Consider the following 11,038-nt stretch of genomic DNA (forward strand, 5'->3'; position numbering starts at 1 on the left):
GGAGCCCAGGGGCTCAATTACGCGTGGCGGTGCGACCGGCGGTTGCCCGTCAGCGCCCGGTACAGAATCAGCAGAATCAGCGAGCCGACGATGGCGGCGATCCAGGTCGACACCTCGAAGAACCCGTCGACCGAATCGACGTCGAAGATGACCTTGCCCAGCCAGCCGCCCAGCAGACCCCCGGCGATACCGATCAGCATCGTGATGATGATCCCGCCCGGGTCCTTGCCCGGCAGGAGCAGCTTGGCGATGGCACCGGCAAGCAACCCGATCAGAATCCAAGCGATGATTCCCACTGTTCCTCCACCGTCCGTACAGGATGTGACTTCCTCAGTCCGTGTGCGCCGTCCGGGCCGGAACAAACCTTCGAACCTCAAACTGTTGCCGGTTTCCTCGCCGCCGCAGCCCCGCTCAGTTCGGCCGTGAACTGCGCGCCGGCCAGCAGCGCGAGGTTGGACAGCCACAGCCACACGAGGAAGACCACGAGGCCGGCGAGAGAGCCGTAGAGCCTGCTGTAGGCGCCGAGGACGGAGGCGTACAGGGCGAATCCGGCGGACACGCCCAGCCAGAGGAACGCCGCCAGGACGCCGCCGGGCAGGCTGTGACGGCGACGGCGGGCGGGCATCGGACCCGTGTGGAACACGACGAGGACCAGCAGGGCCACCAGACACATGAGCACGGGCCAGCGGAGCACGCCCCACGCCACGGCCACGGGGGCGTCCACCCCGAGTACGCGGCCGACGGCCTCGGCCACGGGTCCGGTCAGCAGCAGGACGAGCGCGCTCACGACGAGCAGCCCGAGCAACGCCAGGGCGGTCAGCACCAGACGGGGCGCGGTCCGCCAGGCCGAGCGGCGGTCCGCCACGTCGTGCATGCGGTGCAGGGCTCGGCGGAACACCGCGAGGTAACTGGACGCCGACCAGAGCGCGCTCGCCGAACCGGTGACCAGGAGCGTCCAGGCGGCGGATCGCTGGCGCACCATCTCCCCCAGCGCCTGGTGCAGTTCGGCTCCCGACTGTGCCGGTGCGTACGCCGTGACGTGCGCGATGAACTGATCCGCCGTGTCCGGGCTGATCAGGCCGAAGGCGATGACCATGACGAGCATGGCCGGCAGGACCGCCAGGATCGCGTAGTACGTCAGCGCGGCCGCCCAGTCGGAGATGTCGTCGTTCCACATCGAGACCGGCGTGCGGCGCAGCGCCGGCCACCAGAGGTCGGGCGGCCGTGGCCCGAACCGGCGGGGCCGTACCGGGCGGACCGCGTCGATGGCGCTGTTCGGCCCGGATTCAGCGGACATGCGCGGTCCGGTGGGGGCGGTTGCCGATCCGGACCCGGGTGGGGACCCGGCACGGGGCGGCCGCGTCCCGTGCCTGCGCGAACACTGTGACGATCGTTCTGCTCATCCCTCACCTCTCACCGCCGGTTCCCCGGCGTCCTCGGCCCCCTGTCTGTCGGGGCCGAACGGAGTGGCCGGAACAGATGCCTGTCCCGGCCACTCCCTACTTCCCTGCCCGCCACAGGAAACTCCTGGCAGTCCCGCGGTTGTCGACCGCGGGGCCGGAGCGCGCCGCCGTGTCAGCTCGTGGGCATCAGGACGGTGTCGATGACGTACACGTTCGCGTTGGCGGTCTTCACATTGCCGCACACCACCTTCGCGGAGTCGTTCACCGTGTACGACTCCCCCGATCCGCTCGTCGTGAGCTTGCTCTTCTCCAGCGTCTCGAACGAACCGTTCTCCAGGTCCTTCGGCGCCAGCTTCTGACCCACGACGTGATACGTCAGAATTTTCGTCAACTGCGCCTTGTCCGCGAGCACCTTGTCCAGCGTCGCCTTCGGAATCTTCGCGAACGCGTCGTTCGTCGGCGCGAACACCGTGATGTTCTCGGCGTTGTTCAGCGTGTCCACCAGACCCGCCTTCTTCACCGCCGACACCAGGGTCGACAACGCGGGGTTGTTCGACGCCGCCGTCGCCACCGGGTCCTTCGCCATCCCGTCGAACGACCCCGCCCCGTCCTTCGGCACCGAGGCGCACCCCGGACCGAACGGCTCGTCAGAACTCCCGGCCATCCCCGCCGAACCGGCCGACTCCCCGTCCGGGACGGAGGCCGAGGCCGATGCCTTCGCGGAACTCGACGCGCCGCTGTCCTTGCCGTCGTCGGAACAGGCCGTCAGTGCGATCGGCAGCACAGCGGCGGTGACAACGGCCATCGCGACACGACGGATATGCATGTTCATGAGGTTCTCCTGTCGGAACGAAGCAGCATTCGCGGCGCGTACCTGGGAATGCCGTGGTTTTCGAGCGGAAATTCCTACGAGAACGAAAAGGCGGACCTCTGCGAGGCGCCGGCCGCGGGCCCTGGGGCGCGCATCGAACTCTTCGGATCTCGGCTCACACGGGGAATCCGGCACCGGGGCGGCCATGGATTGGTCGGCGGATCGGCAATCACCGATTCGAGGGAAATACGCGCCATGACCAATCCGGGAGCCGCGCAGCTTCGGACAACGCGCCACATGCGCTCCCGCCCGCCCCCGACAGGCAGGCAGGCAGGCAGGCAGGCAGGCGAGGAACGGGGCGGGGCTCGATTTAGACCGGGTCAGGTCAGGGGGACGAACACGTGGATCGTCTTGCCGCCCTCGGGGCACGGTTCGACGGCGACGGTGCGGGAGAGACGGATGATCAGGGGCCACCCGTAGCCGTTCGCCTGGTGGGTCTTCGGGATCTCGCCGGTGCCGTAGGCGTGGGCGGGGACGACATCGCTGTTGTCGCGCACGGACAGACGTACGCCGCCGTCGGTGAAGGACGCCTCGAATCCGGCGAGTCCGTCGCCGTGCCGGATCGCGTTCGTGACGAGCTCCGAGACCACCAGCAGCAGGTCGATGACCGCTTCCTGGTCCGCGTCGCCCGACCGGGTGCCTCCGCGTTCGCGCAGCATCTCCTGGACGTGCCGGCGTGCGGTCGCGGCGCTGGTGATCGCGATGCTCGTGGGCGGACGGGCGGGCGGTGCGGTGAGCGAGGCGAGCTGGGGTGCGTCGTTCTGGTTCATCATCCCGGTGTCCCTGTGGTCGGATCCCCCCGGACCGCCCGCTCCCGGACTCCGGTCGGGCGCGGGAGTGGGGTCGGCCGGGCTCATCGCCCGGTCGCCGGGTCCGGGAGTTCCAGCGCCGCCTGGACACTGTCGGCGAGAACGAAGAAGCCCTCGGTCCCTGTCACGTCGAAGAGCCTCCGAACGATGTCACTCAAGGGCCCGCACACCACCATGAGCGTGCCGCGGGCCCGGTGCGCGCGCTGTGCTTCGAGGAGGATGTGCAGGATCGACGAGTCCGCGAAGGCCGTCTCCGACAGATCGACCACCGTACGCGTGGAGCCCGCCCGTTGCGCCTGGTCCAGGGCCCCTTCCAGTTGGAACGCGCTCTCGTGATCGATGTCGCCGCCCACACGCACGACGAAGGCGTCTTGGGCCGCCCCGTGGGTCACGGTGGCCTCCAACCCGTCGGGCATATGAACACTCTTTCCGGTCTGCTCGTGCCAGGGCGCCCATCCGGCCGGGCCTGATGGACACCACGTGTCCCCCACGCGTTTCGGCACGGGCCCCGGTTCCGGATGCGCGACCACCGGCTGTCGCTTTCACGCCGTCGTACGGCACCTCACGACGGCTCACGCGGGCTGCCTCGGCGGCAGGCTTCGGTAGTAGCTGCCGACACTGGACAGGTACGCGGGGTCGAGGGTCTCTCGGTCGGTCTTGAACACGGGTGCCGATTTGATCTCCTCGCGGGTGCACGCGACGGTGATCTTCTGCGACTCGGTGTCGATGCCGGCGACGACACCCACGGGTACCAGCACGCTCTTCCCGAACACCCAGACGCCGGTGTCCACGACCAGGTGCCGCATCCCGGAATCGTCCACCTGCCGGTCGACGTGGCCTATGGTCCCGTCGGTCGCCTCGACGCTGTAACCCGCCAGTTCATGCACTTCGGGATGGTTGAACTCCGGTGCGTACGACCAGATTCTGTCGACCGTCATGTCTTCCTCCGTCAGCTCGCCGGGGCTTCCTGCCGACAGCTCGCCCATGAAGGGGCGCGGCAGGGAGAGGGCCCGCGGGCGGGAATCCGCCGCCGTGCCGCCTCTGAGCTGCAGTTACCCTGCAATCCGGTCCGCATTCGGTGGAATTCCCGTGCGAATCAGCGGCCTTGACGCCGCACACCCGCGTGGACACCCGCGGCGTACGCCCCCTCAGCCGGCTCCGGGACGCCGCTCCCCCTTGCTGACGTCGCAGGGCGCCGTGAGGTAGTCCAGCGTTCCGGTGATCTCCAGCAGGCGCTCCAGGCCGGGAGGACGTCCGTCGAGGTGCAGCCGTACACCCGCCGCGTCGGTACGGCGTCGGATCATCAGCAGGGTGGACAGGCCCATGGAGTCGATGCTGTCGAGACCGGTGAAGTCCACGCGCAGCTCGAGGAGTCGCCCTTGTGCGGTGCGCCGGTCGGCGAGGCGCTGGTCGGCGGTCCTCATCAGCTCGTCGCACGTCTCGTAGTCGAGATCTCCGCCGACGTGGATCACCAGTGCGGTGGGCTCGTCCTGGACGGTCAGCGTGAACGTGGGGGGATGCGAAGTGGTCATGCGGGCTTTCCGGGGCCGGGGATCGTGGGTGTCGGCGTTCGGGTTCCGAGCGCCTCCCGCGCGTGGGCCAGCGTGCGGCAGGCGCGCGGGAAATCCTTGAGCTGCAGGGCCAGCAGGTCGAGAGCGGGGTCGAGGCTGTGCGCGGGGACGCGGCGCGCGGTGAGGATGTCGGCGGTCCAGAGGATGAACCTCGTGAACAGTTCGTGGTCGGCGACGTACAGGGCGGTGGCCAGGTACTCGACGATGTGCGCGAGGTCCTCGGCGGTGTGCCGGCGTTGCCGCTCGGTGTAGCCGCGCATCGGATGGAACCGGTCCTCCAGTTCCGTCAGCGTCTCCTTGACGAGCCGGTGCGCCGTGCGGGCGACGATCGTGTACTCCTGGTCGGCCAGGTGCGGCAGGTCGTCCACCGTCTGATGCGCGGTCATGGGGTCGGGGCGGTCGAGGCCCCGTTCGAGTACGGTCGCCGCTCTGCCGGCGTCGGGGGCCCATCCGTCGGCCCCCAGGGCGCGGGCGTAACGGCCGTCGGGGCCGAAGGCGGCGCCGCCCGCGATGACGGGCACACCCGCGGCCTGACAGGCCGTGATGGCCGTGTGCGCCGTGGGCAGATGGGTGGGGATCGAGGAGGAGAGCGCCACCGCCCGCGGTCCGGTCCGGTGCAGCTCCGCGATGAGGTGCGGGGTCGGCACGTGCGCGCCGAGGAAGTCCACCCGCCATCCGCGCAGCCGCAGCACCTCCGCGAGGAGCCTGGCCGGCAGCGCGTGCCACTCGCCGTCCACGCAGGCCACCGTGACGCGAGGACCGTGCGGGCTCTCTCTCCGGTGGTCGGGGTGGTGGGCGAGGGCGGCGATGACCCGCTCGTGGATGGCGGTGGCGGTGTGTTCCTGCGCGACGGTGAGCCGGTTCGCCGCCCACTCCGTGCCGACCCTCGCCTGCACCGGGGCGATCAGGTCGAGAAGGACGGCCTCGGCGTCGCCCGCCGACTCCAGCGCGTCGAGGACGACGGTCGCGGCGCGACGCTCGTCGCCCTCGTGGACGGCTGACCACAGACGCTCACGGGCGTGACCGAGCGCCACACCGCCGGGGTGCCGGAGGGAAGGGCTGCTCATCCTGTGTACCTGCCCCGAGTGTGGCCGTTCACCGCGCTCAGGTGCGCGTGGTGGGGTGCGGTGACCGCGACGGTCGCCATGTCGTCGTGGCCGCCGCGTCCGACCCATTGCGCGGCGAGCATCTGGACGTGCTCCACGACGGCCTCGGCCGGCATGCCGGCGCACTGGGCGAGCGCCGTCTCCAGCCTCTCGACGCCGAAGAGTTCGTCCCCCAGGGGTCCGCCCCTGGCCTCGGTGATGCCGTCCGTGAAGAAGAGGCAGGTCTCGCCCGGCGCCAGTTCGACATGGGCCGTGACGGAGCTGATGTCCCAGAAGGCGCCGACGAGTGTCCCGCGCGTCTTGGCCTGCTCGACCGCGCCGTCGGCCCGCACGATCAGCGGCGGGGGATGTCCCGCGCTGGTGACGCGCAGATGGACGATGCCTGCGCGGCGTACGACGGAGGCCATGACGAGGGTGGCGAACCGTGTGTGATGGGAGTTCATCAACGCCCCGTTGAGCAGTCCCAGAAGCCGCTGATGGTCCTGGGCCAGCGGCAGGAGCGCCTGCACCGTGTTGCGGATCTTGCCCGTCAGCACGGCGGCCTCGAGTCCCTTGCCGCAGACGTCCCCGAGGACGACGAGGGACTCCTGTCCTTCGTCCGTACCGGGGTGGACGTCGTAGAAGTCACCGCCGACCCGTTCGGTCCGGCCCGCGGGGCGGTACTTCCCGGCGAACTCGACGCCGTGCACGGTGTGCAGCCGGGGCGGCAGCAGCTCGCGCATCAACGTCGTCGTGATGGCCGCCTGTTCGGCGTACATCCGGGCCGCCGACATGGCCGCACCCGCGCGCGAGGCGAAGAGGCGGGCGAAGATCTCCTCGCTCTCCGTGAAGGCGGCACGGTGGCTCGACCGGAGCAGGATCAAGGCGCCCGCGGGCACTCCGTGGCCGGGCAGCGGCGTCACGACCGCCGAGCCGACCGGTTCCGTGAATCCGTCCGGAAGGACCCACCCGGGGACGGTCGACGGGTCGATCCAGCGGGACGGCACGGGCGGGAAACCACGCAGGGCGTCACTGAGCCCGGGCAACTGCTCCACGTCGTCCCGCATGGTTCGGTGCACCACGGCGCCGTCGGGCCCGCAGAACGTCAGCGGGACCTTGCGGCCGCGCGGCGGAGCGACGATCACGGCGGCGTCGGCGAGGTGCTCGGCGGCCAGTCGGGCCGTGACCTCCATGCACCGCTCGACATTCAGTGACGACAGCAGGGCGCTGGACGCGCCGGCCAGGAAGGCGGTGCGCTCGCGTTCGATTCTGAGGGCGTCCTCCGCCAGCCGCCGGTCGGTGTCGTCCACCAGCCACCACATGACGTCGCCGTCGTCCGTGCGGGTGGGGTGTGCCTCGAAGGTCCGGTCGCCGACCCGGCCGTGCGCGGGCGAGCCGGTCCCGGAGCTCCGGGGTCCGGGCACTGGGACCCGTAGCCGCGTGTGCGCGTCGGCGATCCACGCGGGGACCACGTCCTGCAGCCACGCGCCGGTGATCGCGCCCGGGAAGAGGACGGTCGCGGCGGCGTTCAGCTCGACCACGCCGCCGGATGGGTCCGCGACCACCACGGGGTAGGGGGCGGAACCCCACGTGGCGCCCGGACCGGCGCCGTGCGGGCTGGCAGGAGGCTGCTGGGAAGTGTCCACGAGCAAGGGCCCGCGTCTGCGGGCCCACCACCTTTCCGGACGACAGATTGTTTCCGTCCGACAACCATCTCGCGGCGGACCGTGTCACTGCAAGTCGCCCACGCCATCTCACTCGAACAGGGGTCCCCCGGCCGGGGTTCCGTCGCGAACGCCCGCCGACGGGACCCCGCCCCGGCGGTCAGCGTCGACGGCTGCGCGTCGCCCAGCCACCGCCGACGCCGGAGAGGTGCAGAGCGAGCAGGGCCAGCCCTATGAGCATCACATTGGTCGACGTGAACACGTCGTTGGTCGAAATGTCGGCGGCATTGATCAGGAATGCGATGAACAGCAGTACGGCGGCGGCGATGCCGAGCATGAGATCTCCCTCGTGGATGGTCGATTGTCGAAGCGATGGGGTCCGAATGCCCCGAGAAAGCCGCCCGACACTACGTCGCGTGGCGAATCGGCTGCATCCGTCCCGCGTTCCCACCGGGAAGACAAGTGGACCCCCCTACTCCGGGAGGTGTCTGCCTCGAACTCCGCGAAAGGGAAGCTCCATGGTCGAAGTCGAACGCACGCTCACCCTGCACCACCCCCTGCCGGAGGTGGTGGCCTACCTCGCGGACTTCTCGCACACGGAGGAATGGGACCCGGGCACGGTGAGCTGCCGTCCGACCAGAGCCGGCGCCCCCGTCACGAAGGGTGCCGAATGGCACAACGTCTCGACGTTCCGCGGACGGCGCACCGAACTCTGTTACCGACTGGTCCGGCTCGAGGACCTGCGGCTGACCTTCGTCGGGCGGAACCGGACCGCCACCTCCACCGACGACCTGGCCTTCCGCGAGGAGAACGGCGCGACCCTCCTCACCTACCGGGCCCGCATCGAATTCCACGGCATGGCCCGACTGGCGTCCCCGTTCCTGCGCAGGGAATTCGAGCGCCTGGGAGACGGGGTGGCCCGCCGGATGCCGACGGCATTGAACAGGCATTTCGGCTCCGGTGGGGGCCTGCCGGGCTGATCCCGCCGTTCCGGGAAGACGGCGCAACCGCGTGGCGGCCTTCTCCGGAATAAAAGGGCGAAATGCGAGAGAATGGGCACTCTTCCACACGTGCCCTCCCGCCGCACGAAGGGACGAGCGATGAAGCTCCAGGACGAACTGCCCGTCGATCACCAGCTGGGTGCCGTGTACCGATGGGGTGCCGCCTTCTGCGGGGTGGTCCTGCTGCTCTTCGGCATCCTCGGTTTCGCCGACGAGCTCAGTCCGTTCGACACGGACGGGGAGAGCATCGCGGGCATGTCGACCAACGGTGCCCTCAGTCTGATCTCCGTGCTGGTCGGCCTGGCCCTGATCGCCGGCGGCGTCATCGGCGGGAACGTCGCCTCCACCCTCAACATGGTCGTGGGAACCCTGTTCCTGCTCAGCGGATTCGTCCACATCTTCATCCTCGACCGGCCCGCCAACGTCCTCGACTTCGGCATGACCAACGTCGTCTTCAGCTTTGTCATGGGGCTGGTGATCCTGACGTTCGGCATGTACGGACGCGTGTCGAGCAAGCTGCCGCACGACAACCCGTACTGGCAGAGTCGTCACCCGCACGAAGCCGCCCAGGAATCCCTCGCCCAGCGCAGGCTGCGGACTCCGGGCGGAGCGCTGCCGACCGGTACGACACCGACGGCCCTCCGGGGGGCGACCGGCGCTCCCGGCCCGCACCACGGCAAGTGAACCGTCCGCCCCACCGGGACACCGACGGCTCGACACCGACGCGAAGGCCGGCCGGGCCGACCGGAGAGCGGACGGGCGACGCGGCGGGCCACGCGGCGGACGACGAGGGGGCCACGCAGCGCACGACGAGGGGGGCTTGCCCGGGCGGACTCCCGGACAAGCCCCCCTCTCGGGCCGGCGTCCTAGGACATGCTCCCGGCAGAAGCCCGTACGGTGTGGGGCGCCACCGCGCCGTCCACCGGACCGGTCGCCCGCCACCCGCTCTCGTGGCCCTCGGCCAGGCCCAGTTCGGCCAGACCCTTCAGGTGCCCGAGCACGGTGGAGCGCTGGAAGCCCACGGCCGCGGTGAGCTCAGCGACCTCGACCCCGCCGGAGCCGGCTTCCGCCAACCGCTGCCAGGTGCGTACGGCGTGGCGGCTCAGGCCGCTTTCGCTCACCTTCCTGGAGACGGCGCCGACCTTTTCCCCGCTCTTGTTCTGCTCGGGGATCGGGGACGCGACCGGGGTCACCCGCATGTCACGCGTGGCCGTCCGCTCCTGCACTGCGCGCGGCGATCTCCTCGGTCCGACCGGACGCGGCGTCATGTTCACCTTGCGGTGCCTACGGCCCTTGCGGTGTCGGCTCATCGATTCCTCATCTCCGCCTCGACGATGCTCACAGCAGGAGAACGATCGGGAGCCGACAAGGTAGTTCAGCCGTTCGAATGAAGGGCGCGCGACCGGCCACCCAGCACGAACGCTCCCCCACCTCGCCGGGAGCGCCCGTCGACGGCGTCGGCGCGCCGGGCCTGACCACGCGGTCATGGGGTAGGCGGGGCATGCAGGAAGCCCGTCACCCCACATCGGAAGGACCGTCATGCCTGGAATGATGGAACGCCTCAAGCAGTTCGCCAGGAGTCCCCAGGGACAGCGCACCGCCGAGGAGATACGGCGCGCGGCGGCGGATCCGCGACGCCGGGCCCAGGCGCAACGACTGTTCGGCAAGCTGCGCGGGCGCCGTTGACCGAGGCCGGCCGGATCGATCCGTGCCCTGGCGTCGCGGCCGTCCCCGCCGGATCTCCTCGCACACAGGTCCAGCCGCTCCCGGCCGGGTCCGTTGCCCGATCTTCCCGCCATCATTGAGCCCTCGCCACCTGGGCGCGGCCGCCGTCGGGCGTCCCGCCGTCGCGCGCCCCGGTGGCCGGCAGCTCGTCGAAAGCGGAAAGAAATGGCCAACACCTGGTCCCCATGGGCCTGTTCTCCTGCCGGATCCCCGTCATGACGGCGGCCCGCGTCCCAGGACTGATCCTGCCCCTCTTCTTCCTGTGTGCCTTCGTCGTGGGCCTGGTCTGGTACTGGCGACATCGCGGCGAGTAGCACGCACCGTCCGGCCTTCACCGCATTCATATGCGTCGAACCGAACAATCGGGGTAGCCAGCCGTCCTACCCGTTGCCGATGGAGGAGTATCCGTGCCCGGAGACCTGAATCCGTTGTCCATCGACGTCACCCTGCCCCGGGACGACGTCGCCCTGCTGACCGTCGAAGGCTCGCTCGACGTCGATACGGCGACAGAGTTGCAGCATCATCTGGCGAACCAGTTCCATCACGGACGCCGCCGGTTCCTGCTCGACTTCTCGGCCGTTCCGTTCATGGACTCGTCGGGCATGAACGTCGTCCTGCGGAGTTACCAGGAAACCCGCAAGACGGCGGGCAGCGTCCACGTCATCGCTCCCACACCGGCCGTGCGACGGATTCTGGACCTCACCGGGGTCAGTCTCACCGTGCCCGTGTCGGAAAGCGTCGACGAGGCGCTGGCGCTGGTGGACTCGTGGCGGACGGAAGAGGAGCGGTCGGGGATACCGTCGTCCTGAGTTCTTCCGGCCGACTTGTTCTCCTGATCGACTTGTTCTCCTCACCGCCTTTCATCAAGTGGGGTGTTCATGAAGTGGGGGTCACCACCCGGCCGGGTGG

At 69.8% G+C, this 11,038-nt stretch carries 16 protein-coding genes; 5 read left to right on the forward strand and 11 right to left on the reverse strand.

Going from position 1 to position 11,038, the window contains the following annotated elements; translation table 11 throughout:
* Window positions 1-17: 17 nt before the first annotated feature.
* The 10 genes from ACFWBT_RS37570 to ACFWBT_RS37615 all read right to left on the reverse strand — a co-directional run bounded on the left by ACFWBT_RS37570 (window position 18) and on the right by ACFWBT_RS37615 (window position 7,740).
* Window positions 18-296 carry a GlsB/YeaQ/YmgE family stress response membrane protein gene (locus ACFWBT_RS37570; protein WP_385707675.1) on the reverse strand — a complete coding sequence of 93 codons (279 nt, stop codon included), beginning with the start codon at window positions 294-296 and terminating at the stop codon, window positions 18-20.
* A 77-nt stretch (window positions 297-373) separates the two neighbouring features.
* The gene (locus ACFWBT_RS37575; RefSeq protein ID WP_385707677.1) at window positions 374-1,297 is read right to left on the reverse strand and encodes a YihY/virulence factor BrkB family protein; all 924 of its coding nucleotides are present in this window, start codon (window positions 1,295-1,297) and stop codon (window positions 374-376) included.
* 278 nt (window positions 1,298-1,575) lie between these two features.
* Window positions 1,576-2,235: a fasciclin domain-containing protein gene (locus ACFWBT_RS37580; protein ID WP_385707678.1), complete on the reverse strand. Its 660-nt coding sequence runs from the start codon at window positions 2,233-2,235 to the stop codon at window positions 1,576-1,578.
* A 359-nt stretch (window positions 2,236-2,594) separates the two neighbouring features.
* Window positions 2,595-3,047 (reverse strand): ATP-binding protein, encoded by a 453-nt coding sequence (locus tag ACFWBT_RS37585; RefSeq protein ID WP_385707680.1) that lies wholly within the window; start codon window positions 3,045-3,047, stop codon window positions 2,595-2,597.
* An 80-nt stretch (window positions 3,048-3,127) separates the two neighbouring features.
* Complete coding sequence (locus ACFWBT_RS37590; protein ID WP_385707681.1) at window positions 3,128-3,499, reverse strand: STAS domain-containing protein; 372 nt, start codon at window positions 3,497-3,499, stop codon at window positions 3,128-3,130.
* A 156-nt stretch (window positions 3,500-3,655) separates the two neighbouring features.
* Window positions 3,656-4,021, reverse strand: coding sequence for a PRC-barrel domain-containing protein (locus ACFWBT_RS37595; RefSeq protein WP_385707683.1), 366 nt, complete (start codon window positions 4,019-4,021; stop codon window positions 3,656-3,658).
* A 210-nt stretch (window positions 4,022-4,231) separates the two neighbouring features.
* Window positions 4,232-4,615, reverse strand: a complete 384-nt coding sequence (locus ACFWBT_RS37600; protein WP_385707684.1) for an STAS domain-containing protein — start codon at window positions 4,613-4,615, stop codon at window positions 4,232-4,234.
* Entirely contained in the window at window positions 4,612-5,721 is a 1,110-nt protein-coding gene (locus tag ACFWBT_RS37605) for a B12-binding domain-containing protein (protein ID WP_385707686.1), read from the reverse strand. The genes ACFWBT_RS37600 and ACFWBT_RS37605 overlap by 4 nt, the downstream gene beginning before the upstream one ends.
* A complete protein-coding gene (locus ACFWBT_RS37610) occupies window positions 5,718-7,385 on the reverse strand; it encodes a PP2C family protein-serine/threonine phosphatase (RefSeq protein WP_385707699.1) in 1,668 nt (555 codons plus the stop codon). Before ACFWBT_RS37610 ends, ACFWBT_RS37605 begins: the two co-directional genes overlap by 4 nt.
* A gap of 178 nt (window positions 7,386-7,563) precedes the next feature.
* Window positions 7,564-7,740: a hypothetical protein gene (locus ACFWBT_RS37615; RefSeq protein ID WP_266754985.1), complete on the reverse strand. Its 177-nt coding sequence runs from the start codon at window positions 7,738-7,740 to the stop codon at window positions 7,564-7,566.
* A 181-nt stretch (window positions 7,741-7,921) separates the two neighbouring features.
* Between ACFWBT_RS37615 and ACFWBT_RS37620 the strand changes: the two genes are divergently transcribed.
* Window positions 7,922-8,383, forward strand: a complete 462-nt coding sequence (locus tag ACFWBT_RS37620) for an SRPBCC family protein (RefSeq protein WP_385707688.1) — start codon at window positions 7,922-7,924, stop codon at window positions 8,381-8,383.
* Between the two features lie 120 nt (window positions 8,384-8,503).
* Window positions 8,504-9,088 carry a DUF4383 domain-containing protein gene (locus tag ACFWBT_RS37625; RefSeq protein ID WP_385707690.1) on the forward strand — a complete coding sequence of 195 codons (585 nt, stop codon included), beginning with the start codon at window positions 8,504-8,506 and terminating at the stop codon, window positions 9,086-9,088.
* A 182-nt stretch (window positions 9,089-9,270) separates the two neighbouring features.
* Here ACFWBT_RS37625 and ACFWBT_RS37630 read toward each other — a convergent pair whose 3' ends face one another.
* The gene (locus ACFWBT_RS37630) at window positions 9,271-9,630 is read right to left on the reverse strand and encodes a hypothetical protein (RefSeq protein ID WP_385707692.1); all 360 of its coding nucleotides are present in this window, start codon (window positions 9,628-9,630) and stop codon (window positions 9,271-9,273) included.
* A 313-nt stretch (window positions 9,631-9,943) separates the two neighbouring features.
* On the opposite strand from ACFWBT_RS37630, the gene ACFWBT_RS37635 reads away from it, so the two are divergent.
* The 3 genes from ACFWBT_RS37635 to ACFWBT_RS37645 all read left to right on the forward strand — a co-directional run bounded on the left by ACFWBT_RS37635 (window position 9,944) and on the right by ACFWBT_RS37645 (window position 10,938).
* A complete protein-coding gene (locus ACFWBT_RS37635) occupies window positions 9,944-10,090 on the forward strand; it encodes a hypothetical protein (RefSeq protein ID WP_385707694.1) in 147 nt (48 codons plus the stop codon).
* A gap of 224 nt (window positions 10,091-10,314) precedes the next feature.
* Window positions 10,315-10,443, forward strand: coding sequence for a hypothetical protein (locus ACFWBT_RS37640; protein WP_385707696.1), 129 nt, complete (start codon window positions 10,315-10,317; stop codon window positions 10,441-10,443).
* A 93-nt stretch (window positions 10,444-10,536) separates the two neighbouring features.
* The gene (locus ACFWBT_RS37645; RefSeq protein ID WP_385707698.1) at window positions 10,537-10,938 is read left to right on the forward strand and encodes an STAS domain-containing protein; all 402 of its coding nucleotides are present in this window, start codon (window positions 10,537-10,539) and stop codon (window positions 10,936-10,938) included.
* The last annotated feature ends 100 nt before the right edge of the window (window positions 10,939-11,038 follow it).

Origin of the sequence: Streptomyces sp. NPDC060027, assembly GCF_042737005.1 — a bacterium.
Classification (GTDB): Bacteria; Actinomycetota; Actinomycetes; order Streptomycetales; family Streptomycetaceae; genus Streptomyces.